General features: G+C 72.0%; 10 protein-coding genes. All 10 read right to left on the bottom strand.

The features are described 5' to 3' along the window. Positions 1-2: 2 nt before the first annotated feature. The 10 genes from RUR_RS07620 to smc all read right to left on the bottom strand — a co-directional run bounded on the left by RUR_RS07620 (position 3) and on the right by smc (position 15,685). Positions 3-2,687, bottom strand: coding sequence for a sensor histidine kinase (locus RUR_RS07620; protein ID WP_283134203.1), 2,685 nt, complete (start codon positions 2,685-2,687; stop codon positions 3-5). A gap of 241 nt (positions 2,688-2,928) precedes the next feature. Beyond that, positions 2,929-5,175, bottom strand: a complete 2,247-nt coding sequence (locus RUR_RS07615) for a [protein-PII] uridylyltransferase (RefSeq protein WP_283134202.1) — start codon at positions 5,173-5,175, stop codon at positions 2,929-2,931. 3 nt (positions 5,176-5,178) lie between these two features. Next, positions 5,179-5,517, bottom strand: a complete 339-nt coding sequence (locus RUR_RS07610; RefSeq protein WP_283134201.1) for a P-II family nitrogen regulator — start codon at positions 5,515-5,517, stop codon at positions 5,179-5,181. Beyond that, complete coding sequence (locus tag RUR_RS07605) at positions 5,514-6,827, bottom strand: ammonium transporter (protein ID WP_283134200.1); 1,314 nt, start codon at positions 6,825-6,827, stop codon at positions 5,514-5,516. Before RUR_RS07605 ends, RUR_RS07610 begins: the two co-directional genes overlap by 4 nt. Before the next feature lie 742 nt (positions 6,828-7,569). Further along, a complete protein-coding gene (ftsY, locus tag RUR_RS07600) occupies positions 7,570-8,739 on the bottom strand; it encodes a signal recognition particle-docking protein FtsY (protein WP_283134199.1) in 1,170 nt (389 codons plus the stop codon). A 141-nt stretch (positions 8,740-8,880) separates the two neighbouring features. Continuing rightward, complete coding sequence (locus RUR_RS07595; protein ID WP_283134198.1) at positions 8,881-9,318, bottom strand: ATP-binding protein; 438 nt, start codon at positions 9,316-9,318, stop codon at positions 8,881-8,883. Between the two features lie 129 nt (positions 9,319-9,447). After that, a complete protein-coding gene (locus RUR_RS07590; RefSeq protein ID WP_283134197.1) occupies positions 9,448-10,665 on the bottom strand; it encodes a helix-turn-helix domain-containing protein in 1,218 nt (405 codons plus the stop codon). Beyond that, positions 10,652-11,197 carry a flavoprotein gene (locus RUR_RS07585; RefSeq protein ID WP_283134196.1) on the bottom strand — a complete coding sequence of 182 codons (546 nt, stop codon included), beginning with the start codon at positions 11,195-11,197 and terminating at the stop codon, positions 10,652-10,654. The genes RUR_RS07590 and RUR_RS07585 overlap by 14 nt, the downstream gene beginning before the upstream one ends. 86 nt (positions 11,198-11,283) lie before the next feature. Then, a complete protein-coding gene (locus RUR_RS07580; RefSeq protein WP_283134195.1) occupies positions 11,284-11,895 on the bottom strand; it encodes a cysteine peptidase family C39 domain-containing protein in 612 nt (203 codons plus the stop codon). Positions 11,896-12,061: 166 nt separating this feature from the next. Then, positions 12,062-15,685, bottom strand: coding sequence for a chromosome segregation protein SMC (gene smc / locus RUR_RS07575; protein WP_283134194.1), 3,624 nt, complete (start codon positions 15,683-15,685; stop codon positions 12,062-12,064). Positions 15,686-15,700 lie beyond the last annotated feature (15 nt).

Here is a 15,700-nt window from a genome sequence, read left to right as displayed (position 1 = left end):
CGCTACTCTGCCCGCCCATGAGCCCCTCCCTCGGACGACGGTGACGACCAGCCGCGAATCTCGGCCCGGCCTCGAAGTACCCCTCGCTGCAAGCCGGAAAGCCGGGAACGTGCCTGTTCAGGGGAGAGTACGGGCGGAGCCTGGCCCGGCTCGGGCGCGGCCCCGGGCACGAGGTTGGCTCTGGGTACCCGGCGTGGCAGGCCGGCGGCGGTGAGCCCGCCGAAGGCCGTGTCCTGTACGGCCGCGGTCGCGGCGGCCCAGCCGGCGTCGCCCGGGGAACGCCAGGCCGGTTCCTTCTCCGGCCCGGGCGGCTCGGGCACGGGCTCGGCCGGCCCCGGGGCGGGCTTGGCGGACAGGTCCTCTTCGACCGGCGGGTCCGGCGGGGCGGCGGGTTCGTCCGCCCGCTGAAACCAGTCGGACTCCAGCGCCGCGAAGATCGGAAGAAACTCCTCCGGTCCGAGTGGCCCGGAGCGGAAGTCGGGGATCGGACCGTTGTCGTCTTCCGCGCGCTGCCACGGGATCGGGCCTGTTCCGGTACGGATGGGGCCGGTGTCGGAGACGTGGGAGGACGGCCAGGACACCGGGCCGGTGGTGGATCCGGGCGCGGAGTCGGCGGAGGGCCACGCCGACGCGTGCCGGGGACTCTCGGGCCGGACCGGCCCCAGCGGATCCCGTACTCCGTTGTGCCGGAACCCGGAGAACGCGGGGGGCGCCCCGTAGTGCACCGACACCGGCGGCGCCACGTCCGGCCAGGGGCTGTTGATCTCAACCGCACCCGGATGCCAGCCGGCGTCGGCGGGAAAGACGGAATCGGACCGGGTGATCAGCGTCGGCGGCAGCAGGACGACGGCCCGCAGGCCGTTCCCGTCTCCGCGCCGTTGCAGCCGGACCCCGATGCCGTGCCGCATCGCCAGCCGGCCGACCACGAACAGCCCCATTCGCCGCGACACCGAGACGTCCACGACGGGCGGGTCGGCCAGTCGGCGGTTGGCGTCGGCGAGTTCCTCGGCGCTCATGCCGATCCCGAGGTCGTCGACCGTGAGGGCGACCCCGCCGCTCTCGATGGTGTTGCTCCCCACCTCGACCTCGGTGTCCTTGGACGAGAAGTAGATCGCGTTCTCCACCAGTTCGGCGAAGAGGTGGATGACGTCGTTGACGGCCTGCCCGACGACGGCGACGTCCGGCCGGATGCGCAGGGCCACCCGTTCGTAGTTCTCGATCTCGGCCAGCGAGGCCCGCACCACGTCGACCAGTTCGACCGGGCCACTCCATCGCCGGGACGCCTCCTGACCGGCGAGGACCAGGAGGTTCTCGCTGTTTCGCCGCATACGTGTCGCGAGGTGGTCGAGTTTGAAGAGGTTGGCGAGACGGGCGTCGTCCTGTTCGCCCTGCTCCAGGTCGTCGATGAGGTCGATCTGACGCTCCACCAGGGTCTGGGACCGCCGGGAGAGGTTGACGAACATGGCGTTGACGTTGCCGCGCAGTTTGGCCTCGTCGGCGGCGAGCCGTACGGCTTCGCGGTGCACCTCGTCGAAGGCCCGGGCGACCTCGCCGATCTCGTCGCGGTTGTCGACGCCGATCGGGCGCACCTTGGGTGCGACGACGGTGTCGCCGGACTCGCGCAGGGTCTGCACCATCTCGGGCAGGCGCGCCCCGGCGATCGCCAAGGCCTCGGTCCGGAGCCGCCGGAGCGGGCCGACCAGTGTCTGGGCCATCGCGAGGGTGACCAGCAGGACGAGGATGAGGAGGGCGAGGATGAGTCCGGCGGTGAGCCAGGCGTCGCGCTGCTCGGCTTCCTGGAGGCGCTGGCTCCGGGAGACGAGCGAGTCCGCCAGTTCCTTTTCCACCACCCGGATCCGGTTGATCGTGTCCGAGGCGGCGTCGAACCACCGGTCGGCGTTTTGCCGGCGAGCCGGCGTTGTGCTGAGCAGGGCAAGATTCCGTCCGCCGAGCTCCACCGCCCAAGCCGAGTAAATCGCCACTAAATTAACTTTTGTCCCGTTTACTGTTTTAATATAGAGTTCTCTGATATTATTGGGTGTTTCAGCATAAAAAGTATCGATTTCACTCTCGTGTCGCACTCGAGCGCTGTTGAAGTTCTTCCAGGCTTCAGGGACAAAGCGTCCCGCATGCAGGGAGAAGGTGAGAATTCCCCGCTGTTTCGACAGCTCCGACTTGGCGACGGCGAGCGCGCGCAGAGCCCTGGCACCGGCAACGATGAGACCGTCGGTGCTGCCCTGGCCGGCCTCACCGTGCAGCGCGAGCACATCGTTGATCGCCACGGCGTACCGGTCGCCGATGGCCGAGGGGACCAACCCTCCCTCGAAGACCTCTTTGCGCAGGGAGAGCAGCCGGTCGAGCCGGTCCCGCACCTTCCCCGCCCGAGGTTGCAGCCGCTCCCCCTCCACACCCGCGATCTCGGCGCGTATCCGCAGCGCGACCTCGTCGACCCGGGCCTGCTGCAGGCCGACCGAGCCGAAACCACGGGCCGGACGGCCCGCGGCCACGTAGCCGATCGACAGATCCCGCTCCAGCTCCAGCTCATGGGCGAGGTCGGTCATAGTGCGCACCAGGGTGGAGGTGGACCATACCCGTTGAAATTCGGCGGCGCTGCTGACGGAGGTGAGAACGCGTAATCCGCCCAGGACCACGGCGATGAGAGTCGGTGCGAGAATCAACGCGATCATGCGGGATCGCACCCGCCAATGCCGTACCGCCAATCGGGCGCGAAAGCGTTCGTTCACAGGAGTCCGCAACCTCTCACCGGACGCTCTTGGATCACGGCACGCGAAGCTGGGGGCATTTGTTGCGTACGTGGCCTATGGGCGTGCCACATTTCAACATAACCGACCATGTCGGTACAAGATAAGCAGATTGCTTTTTTGCTACAAAACTAGGATAAATTAGTACATTTCGGCATGCCGAAACCTAGCTCTGCAGGGCCTCAAGCACCCGCTCCCGTACCTGATCCCGCTGCCTGGGATCGGTGAGTTTCAAACCGGAACGATCCACCACATAGAAGACGTCCACGGCCTCCGCGCCCAATGTCTCCACCCGAGCCGCCCTCACGTCGAGGCCGGACTCGCCGAATGCCCTCCCTATACGCCACAACAGCCCGGGCCGGTCGTGCACCCGGACCTCCACCACGGTCGCGGTCTGCGAGGCGTCGTCAATCAGCGTAACCCGCGGAGGCGCCACAGGGATGCGGGCGGGACGCATTGACCGAGACCGTCGAGCGAGTCGCTCCCCGATGTCAAGTCGCCCGGCGAGCACCCGGCGCAGGTCGGCCTCGAGCGTCGCCGGATCGGGCGGGCCGCCGAACTCGGGGGTCACCGCGAACTCGATCACCGTGGTCCCCCCCGCCGACGCCGCCGAGGCCGAGCGCACCACCAGCCGATGCGAGGCGAGCACGCCCGCGACGCTCCACAGCAGGCCGGGCCGGTCCGGCGCGACCACCGTCACCGCGTCCCCGCTCACCCGGACCCGGCCGCCGCCGTGCCGGGCGAGCGCGGCCTGCTCCGGGGTGAGCGGCGGCGGCTGGGGGATCGGCGAGCCCGCCAGCACCGAGCGCGACCGCCGTACCAGCTCCGCCACGAGCCCCGCCTTCCAGCTGTTCCACGCGGCCGGGCCCGTCGCCTGCCCGTCCGCCACGGCCAGCGCCGCGAGCAGATCGAGCACCTGCCGCGTGCCGACCGTCGAGGTGACCTTCTCCACCGTCACCGGATCGGACAGGTCGCGGCGCGTCGCCGTCTCCGGCAGAAGCAGATGATGCCGGACCACGGCGGCGACCACCTCGGCGTCGGCCGGGGAGAACCCCAGGCGGGTCGCGACGTCGCCCGCGATCCGCGCCCCCGTCACACAGTGGTCGCCGGGCCAGCCCTTTCCCACGTCGTGCAGGAGCGCCGAGACGAGCAGCAGATCCGGCCGGGCCACGTCACGGGTGAAGGACGCGGCGCCCGCCACGGTCTCGATGAGATGCCGGTCCACGGTGAAACGGTGGACCGGATTGCGCTGCGGGCGGTGCCTGACCCGTTCCCAGTCCGGGAGGAGCCGCACCAGGATCCCGGCCTGGTCGAGCTCCTCCCAGACCGGCACCGCCGCGCGGCCCGCGCCCAGCAGCGCGACGAGGGTGTCCCTGGCCCGATCCGGCCAGGGCACGGGCATCGGCGCCGACCGCGCCGCGAGCGTGGACAGCGTCGCAGGGGCGAGCGGAAGCCCGCTCGTCGCGGAGGCGAGCGCCGCCCGAAGCACCAGGACCGGGTCCGCGGCGGGGTCGCAGCCCCGGGCCAGCACCACCTCCCCGCCCTGCTCCACCACCCCGTCGGCGAGCGGCCGCCTCCCCCGCCGGACCGACCCCGTGCGCAGCCGCTCCACCGTGCGCCAGGTGGTGTCCAGGGCGTGCGCGACGGTCCGGCCCGCCTCGGCGACCCGGCGCATGAGCGTCTCGGCGTCCAGGAACCCGAGTTCACCGGCGACCGCGTCCTGCTCCTGCAGCACGAGCCGGTCGCCGCGGCGCGCGGTCACCGTGTGCAGCGCGTGCCGTACGTCGAGGACGAACTCGTGGGCCTCCCGTACCCGGGGACCGGCCCCGGAGGCCACCCAGGCCGCGGCCACCGCCTGCATCGCCTGGAAGTCCCGCAATCCGCCCCGGGCGTCCCGGAGATCGGGTTCGAGGAGGAACGCCAGCTCCCCGGACGACTCCGCGCGCCGGGCGGAGAGCTCCCTGAGCTCGGCGAGCCGGTGCTGGGCGTCGGCCCGCCAGTGGGCGAGCACGACCTCCCGTACGGACTTGGTCAGCTCCGCGTCACCGGCCACATGCCGCGCCTGGATCAGCCCGAGCATCGCCTTCAGGTCCTCCCGGGCGACCTTGACGACCTCGTCGGCGGTACGGACCGAATGGTCCAGGCCGACCCCCGAGTCCCAGACGGGGTACCACAGCCGGTCCGCGACGGCCGCGATGTCCGCCCGGCCCGCGTGGAGCAGCACCAGGTCGAGGTCGCTGCCCGGCGCGGGCTCCCCCCGGCCGTGGCTGCCGACCGCCAGCAGCGCGACACCCGCCGGCCGGGCCGGCGCCCCGGCCGGGTGGGGGGCCGCGCACGCCGTACGGACCAGTCCGGTCAGCCAGCGGTCCACCTCAGCGGTGCGTTCCCGGCGGACCTCCGCGTACCCCCTCATCGGCTACAGCGCCTCGGGTCCGCGTTCCCCGGTACGGACCCTGATCACGGTGTCCACCGGGACCGACCAGACCTTGCCGTCTCCGATCTTTCCGGTCTGCGCGGCCTTGACGATGACGTCGATCACGTCCTCGGCGTCGTCCTCCTCCGCGAGGATCTCGACGCGCACTTTGGGGACCAGGTCCACCCGGTACTCGGCGCCCCGGTACACCTCGGTGTGCCCGCGCTGACGCCCGTACCCGCTCGCCTCGCTGACCGTCATGCCGGTGACGCCGAACGCCTCCAGCGCGGCCTTGACCTCGTCGAGCTTGAAGGGCTTGATCACGGCGGTGATGAGTCTCATGCCTCCACCTTCTTCGTCGTCACGGTGGCCGTGGACCCGTTGGCCGAGACGACGCCGGAGGCGTGAATCGAGCCGAGGTCGTAACCGGTCTCCGCGTGCTGGGTGATGTCGATCCCGGCGACCTCGTCGTCGGAGGCGATCCGGAAGCCCATGAGCTTGTCGACGGCCTTGCCGATGCCGTACGTCACGACGAACGAGAAGACCAGCACCGCCACGGCGCCCAGCACCTGCTTGCCCAGCTGGGCCAGGCCGCCCCCGTAGAACAGGCCGGGGTCGCTCGCCTCCGTGTAGGCGGTGAAGCCGGCGAACCCGATGAGGACCGCCCCGACCAGCCCGCCGACGAGGTGGACGCCGACCACGTCGAGCGAGTCGTCGAAGCCGAACCGGTACTTCAGGCCGACCGCGAGGGCGCAGAGCACCCCGGCGAGCACGCCGATCACGATCGCCCACACCGGGGTGACGAAGGCGCAGGCCGGAGTGATCGCCACCAGGCCGGCCACCGCGCCGGAGGCGACGCCGAGCGTGGTGGAGTGGCCGTCCCGCAGCTTCTCCACCACGATCCAGGCGCCGGCCGCAGCCGCCGCGGCCACCTGGGTGTTGACGAAGGCGAGCGCCGCGACCCCGTCCGCGGCGAGCTGGGATCCCGCGTTGAACCCGAACCAGCCGAACCAGAGCAGGCCCGCGCCGAGGAGGACCAGCGGCAGGCTGTGCGGGCGCATCGGCTCCTTGCGCCAGCCCTTGCGCCGCCCGAGCACCAGGGCCAGCGCGAGGGCGGCGGCGCCCGCGTTGATGTGGACGGCGGTCCCCCCGGCGAAGTCCTCCACGCCGAGCTTCATCAGCCAGCCGCCGCCCCACACCCAGTGCGCGACCGGGAGGTACACGACCGTCACCCAGACCGCCGAGAACACCACCCAGGCGCCGAACTTGGCCCGATCCGCGATGGCGCCGCTGATCAGGGCGACGGTGATCACGGCGAACATCATCTGGAAGACGGAGAAGAGCAGGCTGGGAACGCCCGTGCCGTCTTCCTTGGTGGCGGTCTCCAGCAGACCGTTCAGGCCGAGCTGATCGAAGCCGCCGATGAAATTGTTGAGAAAGTCACTGCCCGACGTGCCGAACGCCAGGGAGTGCCCGTAGAGCACCCAGAGCACGCTGACCACGGCAATACCGGCGAAACTCATCAGCATCATGTTGAGTACGCTCTTGGCCCTCGTCATCCCTCCGTAGAAGAACGCGAGTCCCGGAGTCATCAGGAGCACGAGCGCGGCGCTCACGAGCATCCAGGCAGTGGAGCCGCCATCGATCTTCATTCGACGCGACCCTCCCTTCGTCTGGGCGGTTCCGTACGCGCCGGCGGCCCGGACAAGGGGTCTTCGCGGCGCTTGGCCTCAGCGTGCGCCGCGAGCGTTTCCGCTCCCGTCCCGTCATGTTTCGCCGCGGTGAAACTCCGGTGCCCCGTGTTTCACCGATGTTTCCGCCCCGCCAAGCGAGCACCCGGCTTACGGCAAGACTCGATGCGTGTACGGCATCAGCGGCCAAGCGCCGCATCAGATGGCGTCCAAGGTTGTTCGCGGACCACCTGACCGACCGCTCATCCGGAGCCGGGAATCGAGGGGCGCCCAGCCGTAAGCACGGTCGGGGTGACAACAACGCACGTGGGGACCGTGTTAGGCAAGGTCGCCGTCAAGGACCAGTACCTTTTGGCCGAGCTCCGCTCGGCCGGCTCGAAACGCCGGTAACCCGCGTCTTCCCTCCTAGTCGTCGCCGCCGGCGCGACGACGCCCGCGTCAGTCCAGACGCGGGGGCGTTTCGAGCGCGCACATGGCCGACCCGTAAGAGAGAGCCGGGCAAGACCACAGCCGGTAGGCCCGAGGTTTTCCAGTGGGTTCCCAGGTCAGGGTTGGAAGTACGGCTGGATCTTAGGTGCCTAAGGCGCTACGTCCGCACTTCTCGCGCCGCGTGGTTTGCGGCGCGAGAATGCGCGTGGCGGTTCGTGCCGCGCTGGTTTTTGCGCGGCACGAACCGCCACGGTCAATGTTGAGAAAACATTGCTCAGTCGCCGAGGATCGCGTCGACGAAGACCTCGGGGTCGAACGGGGCCAGGTCGTCCGGTCCTTCGCCGAGGCCGACCAGTTTGACCGGGACGCCGAGCTCGCGCTGGACCGCGATGACGATCCCGCCCTTGGCCGTACCGTCCATCTTGGTCAACGCGATTCCGGTCACGTCGACCACCTCGGCGAAGACCCGCGCCTGGGTGAGGCCGTTCTGACCGGTCGTGGCGTCCAGGACGAGCAGGACCTCGTCGACGGTGGCCTTCTTCTCCACGACCCGCTTCACCTTGCCCAGCTCGTCCATGAGCCCGGTCTTGGTGTGCAGCCGGCCGGCCGTGTCGATGATCACGGTGTCGGCTTTCCCGGCGATGCCCTTGCTCACCGCGTCGAAGGCGATGCTCGCGGGATCCCCGCCCTCGGGGCCGCGGACGACCTCGGCGCCGACCCGGTCGCCCCAGGTCTGCAGCTGGTCGGCGGCGGCGGCGCGGAAGGTGTCGGCCGCGCCGAGCACCACCTTGCGGCCGTCTCCCACCAGGACCCGGGCGAGCTTGCCGGTGGTGGTGGTCTTTCCGGTGCCGTTGACCCCGACGACCAGGACGACCGCGGGGCGCTCGCCGTGCGGCTGCACGTGCAGGGTCCGATCCATGTCGGCCCCGATCAGGACGAGCAGCTGCTCGCGGAGGAGGGAGCGGACCTGCTCCGGCGTCCGGGTGCCGAGAACCTTGACCCGGGTGCGCAGCTCCTCGACCATCGCCTGGGTCGGGGTCACCCCGACGTCGGCGGTGATGAGCAGGTCCTCGATCTCGTCCCAGACCTCGTCGTCGAGCGCGTCCCGGGAGAGCAGGTCGAGCAGCCCGCGGCCGAGGGCGCTCTGCGAGCGGGCGAGCCGGGCGCGCAGCCGTACCATCCGGCCGGCGGACGGTGGTGGGATCTCTATCTCGGGTCTGGCTTCGGCGGGTGCGATCGGCCGCGGGAGCGTCGCGGTGGCCGCGCCGTCCCCCTCCTCACCCGCGCCGCGTGCGGCGGGTCGCTCCGCGCCGGGGATCGGCCGCTCCTCCGGCGGCGCCACGGGCGGCTTCGCCTTGCGTCCCGGCTTCAGGAGCAGCAGGGAGCCCCCGGCGAGGACGGCGACGAGCGTGACGATCAGGATGAGCCAGAGATAACCTTCCACGGTTAGTCAGTTTTCCACGTCATCCAGGATGCTCGCGCCAGCGAATCCGGACACCGGGGAGATTCCCGCCCGGATAGCTCAGGCCCATCACGATTTGTCGCCTAATTCTGGACAGACCACTCGGACGACTGTGGTAGATCGTCAGGCCGGACGATCCCCGACCGGGATCTCACACCAGACCGTGCGCGGGCCCGCCGAATCCACCGGGAACACCCCCCAGCGCGCGGAGAGGGCCTGAACCAGCCGGAGACCCCGGCCGCTCGTCGCGTCCGGCTCGACGTCCCGGGCGATCTCCGGCCGGTGCCCGGCGCATCCCGCGTCCGTCACCTCCACCCGGATCGCCGCGCCGAGCGTCACCACGACCGTCACCGACCCGCCGGGGAGCCCGGAGTCGGAGTGGACGACCGCGTTGGTCACCAGCTCGCTCACCGCAAGCGTCACATCGTGCAGCGTCGTGGCCGGAACCGCGTCCGCCAGCAGGTCCCGCGCGTAGGCGCGGGCGGACCCCGCCGAGTGCGGGACCCCGGCGAAGCGGGACGAGCCCCGGAGCCGGAGCGCGCCCGTCGCAGAAGGGTTCACGCGATCACTACCGTCCACGGAGAGCGCACAAGTACGCGGCCGATACCTCGCATCGCCGTGAGAATAGGTGCTCCTCCGCCGGGAAGCTCGCACAATCGTGAAGGTAAACAGGCCGCAGAAAAGTGCGGGTCAGCTCACGCCGGCCCGGTGGGCCAGCGCGCGCAGCTCCGGTGTGCTGACCCGATGCTCCCGCTTGAGCAGCTGGGCGAGGAGCCGGCCCGTGCTCACCCCGTACCGGATCAGCTCGGGGGAGAGCCGCTCCGCCTGGAGCAGCATGTTCACCGCGGCCGCGTCCTTGCCCTGGACCGCGTAGGCGCGGGCCAGGTCGATGTGGATCTGGGCGCGGCGGCCGCGCAGGCCGGGGGCGAGCCGGGTGAGGTCGATCGCCTCCGCCCGGCGGACGGCGTACCGGGCGTCCCCGAAGGCGACCGACACCGACACCTGGTGGATCTCCACATTGGTCGGGCCGAAGGCGGTCCAGAAGTCGTTGCGGTCCGCGCCGAGCCGCTCCGCCGCCTGCCTCGCCCGGCCGAGGAAGCGGTCGGTCTCCGCGCGGTCGAACCGGGCCGCCGCCGCGGTGACCGCCACCAGGTGCAGGGCTCCCCACATCGACAGCCGCCGCGGCCCGGCCCGCCGGACGCCGCGCTCCAGCGCCTCGGCGGCGCGCAGCACGATGTCCTTGGCCCGGTCGGCCTCGCCCAGCCGGATGAAGACGTACCCCAGGCGGTACGCGCTCACCGCGGCCAGCATGGGCAGCCCGGCCTCCTCGGCGGCGTGCAGCGACCGATCCCCCGCCGTCCAGGCGAGCCTGGACTCGCCGACCCGGGAGAGCATCGTCGCCGTCGCGTGGTAGACCAGGGCGCGCAGGGTCTGCCCGTCCCGGCGCCGGCCGGGCCCCCCGGTCCGGGCGGCGAACTCGGCCGCCACGATCAACGCGGGCAGCCGCCGCGCCGCCTCGTGGTACTTGGTGGACTGGTAGAGCCTGTTCACCGCGTGCAGTTCGTGGCGGAGCCGGCGCAGGCTCGGCGTCGACCCGTCGGCGTACCTGGGGTCGATCAGCGCCTCCAGCCCCTCGTAGCCCATCATCGCCCGGCCGATGCCGATCGCCGGCTCGAACCTCGGCAGGTCGTCGGCGGGCCCGCTGAGGGAGAGCTCCTCGACCGGAAGCCCGAGGTGTTCGGCGAGGCCGACGAGCACGGTATGGCTGTCCACCGACCGCCTCCCGCGTTCGACCTGACTCAGCCAGCTCTCCGACCGGCCCACGAGCCCGGCCAGCACGTGCTGGGACCAGCCGCGGCGGCGCCTGGCGCGGGCGATCCGCTGGCCGATCTCCTTACGGGCGTCCATCGCCGGGCCCCTCCCGGTCGTCGATCGCCCGGTGGAGTTCCCGGAGGACCTCTTCCCAGGGCGGCATCCGGCCGGCCGGGTCGACGAGCACCCGGACCCCCATCCCCCGGAGCGCGTGCAGGCTCCGGCCGAACGCGACGTGGGCGGCGAGGGCCGGTTTGACCAGGGGCACCGCCAGGATCGGCAGGCCGACCCCGGTCAGTTCGCAGAGCAGGCCGACCGCGAAGGTGTCGGCGATCCCGGCGGCCCACTTGTTGACCGTGTTGAAGGTGGCGGGCGCCACGACCACCGCGTCGGCGGGCGCGGGCTCGCCCTCCTCGCCGGGCATCCGGTAGTCGTACCGCACCGGTTCCCCGGTGAGCCGCTCGATCTCGGCCACGTCCAGGAACCGCACGCCCATCGGCGACGCGATCACCAGGACCCGCCATCCGGCCCGCTGGGCGACGATCACCAGCCGATGGACCCGGGCCGCCGCGGGCGCCGCGCACACCACGAGGTAGAGAACGCCTCGTGCGCCGGAGAGGTCGCGCATGGGGCAGGAGCCTAGCGAGCACACCCGATCCCGGCAGGGGTAATGAGAACTCACTCATCCCCGCACCGTTCCAATCACCGGAATGTCTAGGACAGGGCCAGGGAAATCCCACGACCTGCGAAAAATGCCGCGAATGTGGCTTGCGGCAGCACGGCCGCCCTGCTCGACGCGGAGTGGCCCGACGGGTTGCGGAAGGAGATCGTCTCCCCGTCGCAGCCGGTGATCAGCACCAGGTGGCCGCCCCTGCCGGGGGCCGCCCGCTCCGGCCTGCGGATCTCCCGGTGGACCGAGGCCATCACCAACCGGCCCGCGCCCAGCAGCCCGGCGATCTCCGCGACGGTCAGCTCCGGCCGTACCTCGGCCACAAGCCCGTGCCGTTCACCGACGTACTCGGCGAACGGGGCGTAGTACAGCCCCTTGATCTCCCCGTCCGGCCGCTCCACATAACCGCCGTAGGACCGGCAGCCGCGCATCAGCTCCAGAAGCGGCGGGGTACGCCCGTCCCGATGGTGCAGGACCATCTGCAGACAGGCCATGCCACAGCAGTGGCCGCACCATGTGGCGTACTCCTCCCGGCTGACCGCCCCCGACTCGGCCCACCGCGGATCCGCGCCGGCGTCCGCGCCCCCGTAGACGATGCCTTCGATCAACTCCGCGCTGAGGAACTGGGTGTAGGTGACGACGTTCTCATGCGTCACCGCGCCGTCCCCCGTCGACGCGCACGCCCGGCAGCCCAACGATCCCCCCATCCGGTACGGCCGTCCGGCGGCTCCGGCCCGGCACCAAGGACGTTACCCGGCACCGCCGCCGGACACGGCCGCACGCATAGGCCGCCCTTCGGCCGTACGGCGACGCGGGGTGTGGTCAGGCGGAGCTCCGGAGGCGCTGGCTGATCACCTGGGTGACGCCGTCGCCGCGCATGGACACGCCGTACAGCGCGTCCGCGATCTCCATGGTGCGCTTCTGGTGGGTGATCACGATGAGCTGGGAGCTCTGCCGCAGCTCCTCGAAGAGGGTGAGCAGCCGCTGCAGGTTGGTGTCGTCCAGCGCGGCCTCGACCTCGTCCATCACGTAGAACGGAGAGGGTCTGGCCTTGAAGATGGCGACCAGGAACGCCACCGAGGTGAGCGAGCGCTCCCCGCCGGAGAGCAGCGAGAGCCGCTTGACCTTCTTCCCGGGCGGGCGCGCCTCGACCTCGATCCCGGTGGTGAGCATGTCGGAGGGGTCGGTGAGGAGCAGCCTGCCCTCCCCGCCGGGGAAGACCCGGCCGAAGATCTCCGAAAACTCGCGCCGCACATCCTCGTAGGCGGCGGAGAAGACCTGCTCGACCCGGTCGTCGACCTCCTTGACCACGGTCAGCAGGTCCCTGCGGGTGTTCTTCAGGTCCTCCAGCTGAGAGGTGAGGAAGGCGTGCCGCTCCTCCAGCGCGGAGAACTCCTCCAAGGCGAGCGGGTTGACCTTGCCCAGCTGGGCGAGCTGCTTCTCCGCGGCCCGGGCCCGCCTGGTCTGCTCCTCCCGGTCGAAGGGGACCGGGTCCCCCTCGTGCACCGGGACCGGGACGCCCGGCCCGTACTCCTCCACCAGCACGGGAAGCTCGATGCCGAACTCCTCCATGGCCCTGGTCTCCATCTGCTCCATCTTGAGCCGCTGCTCGGTGCGGGCGACCTCGCTGCCGTGCGCGACATGGATGAGTTTGTCCAGTTCACTGGAGAGCTCCCGAACCCGGACCCGGACCGCCTTCAGCGACGCGTCCACCGTCTGGCGGACCTGCTCCGCCTCGGCCCGCTCGGCGGCGGCCGCGCCGAGCGAGGACTCCAGCGCCCGCAACGCCGTCTCCGCCCCCGTGACCACGGCCTGCGCCACGGCCGCCTGACGGCGGAGCCGCCGCCGCTCGTCGGCCGCGCGAGCCCGCTCCTCACGCTCACGCCGCGCCGCGCGGAGCAGGCCGTCGGCCTTGCCGTCGATCGCCCGAACCCGCTCCTCCGCGGTCCGGACCGCCAGCCGCGACTCCATCTCCACCTGACGGACGGTGTCGCACCGCAGCGACAGCCCGTCCCGCTCGGTGGTGTCCGGTTCGAACTCCGGTGTCTCCTCGGCCTCGGCGAGCCGCTCCGCCAGATCGTCCACCCCGGCCGCGTCCCGCTCCCTGGCCCCCGTCGCGTCCGCGACCCGCTTGGCCAGCCGCTCGCTCTCCTCCGCCGCGGCCCGCGCCGCCGCCCCCAGCTGGGCGAGCCGGCGCTGCGCCGCCGCGGCCTCGGCGTCCGCCTCCCGCCGTCGTTCCCGCACCCGGTCCAGTACGGCCTGCGCCTCGCCCACCCCGGTCTGGGCGCCGGCCACCCCGGCCTGGGCCGACTCCAGCCGGCGGGTCGCCTCCCGCTCCTCCTCCACCGCCGCGGCGAGCGTCTCGGCGGTCTCCTGCGCGCGCGACCGGGCCGCCTCGACCCCGTCGGCCGCCTCGTCCAGCGCCGCCCGGACCTGCAGGAGACTCCGCCCCCGATCGGTACCGCCCTCCGCCCAATGCGTCCCGAGCAGATCGCCGTCCCGGGTCACCGCGCGTGCCTCGGGCCGCGCCCGCAGCAGCGACCGCGCCGCCGCCAGGTCGTCCACGACGACGACCCCGTCCAGCAGGTGATGTACGGCGGCGCGCAGCGTCTCCGGCACGCTCAGCAGATCGACCGCCCGCTCCCCGTCCGGGTCCGGCGCACCGGTCCGGACGGGCGGCGGGGCACCGCCGACCAGCAACCCGGCCCGGCCCGAGTCCTCGGCGCGGAGCAGCTCCAGAATGTCCCCCGCCGCCTCCGGCGACTCCACCGCGACGGCCTTGGCCGCCGCGCCGAGAGCCGCGGCGACCGCCGCCTCGGCACCGGGCCGCACCGTCGTCACCGTGGCGACCGCGCCCAGCACGCCGTCGGCGGTGAGCAGCCGCTCCCCCGCGTCCGCGCCCTGGGTGAGGGCGAGCTCAAGCGCCTCCCGGCGGGCGTCCAGCGCGGCGATCTCCCGCTGGGCCCGCGCGTCGGCCGTACGGGCGTCCGCGACCTGCGCGCGGGCGGCGGCCACGGCCTCGCGGTACGGCCCCACCGACGCCTTGGCCTCCTCGACGACGGCCCTGGCGCCCGCGAGGGCCGCCTCGGCCGCCGCCAGCGCCGCGCCGATCTCCGGGTCGGCGCCGGGCACCTCGCTCTCCGTCGCCTCGTACTCCGCCCGGGCCAGCGCCGCGCGCTGATCGGCCTCGGCCCTCGCCTCCGTGAGACGGCCGATCTCCTCGGCCGCCGCGCCCGACCGGCTCTGCGCCGCGGCCAGGAGCCCGCGGAGCCTGGCCAGGTTCTCCCGGCGCTCGGCGGCGGCCCTGGCCTCGAAGGCGAGCCGCCGCTCCTCCTCCCGCAGGGCCTGCTCGGCCTCGGCTCTGCGGTTGACGGCCTCCTCCAGCATGTCCTGGGCGGCCTCCAGCTCGGCCTGGAGCACTGCCTCCTCCTCGCGGACCCGCTCGGCCTCCCGCTCGTAGTCCTCCGGGTCGCGGCCCCGGCGCTCCACCGCGGCGACGTCGACGGCGTGCCGATGGCGTTCGGCGGCGAGGCCGGCCACCGCCTTGAGCCGCTCCCGCAGCTCGGACAGACCGAAGAAGGTCTCCTGGGCGGCGGCGAGCCGGGGCTGGGCCTGGGCGGCGGCGCCCTCCAGCTCGGCCTCCTCCCCCTGCGCCTCGCCGAGCGCGAGCCCCACCGCGCTCCGCCTGGCCAGGATGCTCGCCTCGTCGGCCGCCTCCCGCTCGATCGCGTCGCGCAGCCGTACCAGATCATCGGCGATCAACCGGAGCCGGGCGTCCCGCAGATCGGCCTGGATCACCGCGGCCCGGCGGGCGATCTCCGCCTGCCGGCCGAGCGGCTTCAGCTGACGCCGGAGCTCGGCGGTGAGGTCCTGGACCCGGTTGAGGTTGCCCTGCATCGCGTCGAGCTTGCGGAGCGCCTTCTCCTTGCGCTTGCGGTGCTTGAGCACCCCCGCGGCCTCCTCCACGAGGGCGCGGCGCTCCTCCGGCCCGGCGTGCAGCACCGTGTCGAGCTGCCCCTGACCCACGATGACGTGCATCTCCCGGCCGATCCCCGAGTCCGACAGCAGTTCCTGGATGTCCAGGAGACGGCAGGAGTCCCCGTTGATGGAGTACTCGCTCTGACCCGACCGGAACATCAACCGGCTGATCGTGACCTCGGTGTAGTCGATCGGCAGCGCGCCGTCGGAGTTGTCGATGGTGAGGGTGACCTCGGCCCGGCCCAGCGGGGGCCTGCTGGAGGTTCCGGCGAAGATGACGTCCTCCATCTTGCCGCCGCGCAGGGATTTGGCGCCCTGCTCACCCATCACCCAGGCGAGCGCGTCCACCACGTTGGACTTGCCCGAGCCGTTCGGACCCACCACCGCGGTGATCCCCGGCTCGAACCGCAAGGCGGTGGCCGAGGCGAACGATTTGAACCCGCGCAGGGTGAGACTCTTGAGGTACACGGTGCAGTCCTAACC

The sequence above is a fragment of the Rhizohabitans arisaemae genome, assembly GCF_025996515.1.
In the GTDB taxonomy this organism is placed as follows: Bacteria; Actinomycetota; Actinomycetes; order Streptosporangiales; family Streptosporangiaceae; genus Rhizohabitans; species Rhizohabitans arisaemae.
This window is presented reverse-complemented; position numbering and strand designations above follow the sequence as displayed.

What these genes read in the sequence shown, in the direction of transcription:
- RUR_RS07615 (WP_283134202.1), bottom strand. Translation starts at nt 5,175, where the DNA reads ATGAGGGGGTACGCGGAGGTCCGCCGGGAACGCACCGCTGAGGTGGAC.
- RUR_RS07590 (WP_283134197.1), bottom strand. Translation starts at nt 10,665, where the DNA reads ATGGACGCCCGTAAGGAGATCGGCCAGCGGATCGCCCGCGCCAGGCGC.
- RUR_RS07610 (WP_283134201.1), bottom strand. Translation starts at nt 5,517, where the DNA reads ATGAGACTCATCACCGCCGTGATCAAGCCCTTCAAGCTCGACGAGGTC.
- RUR_RS07620 (WP_283134203.1), bottom strand. Translation starts at nt 2,687, where the DNA reads ATGATCGCGTTGATTCTCGCACCGACTCTCATCGCCGTGGTCCTGGGC.
- RUR_RS07585 (WP_283134196.1), bottom strand. Translation starts at nt 11,197, where the DNA reads ATGCGCGACCTCTCCGGCGCACGAGGCGTTCTCTACCTCGTGGTGTGC.
- RUR_RS07605 (WP_283134200.1), bottom strand. Translation starts at nt 6,827, where the DNA reads ATGAAGATCGATGGCGGCTCCACTGCCTGGATGCTCGTGAGCGCCGCG.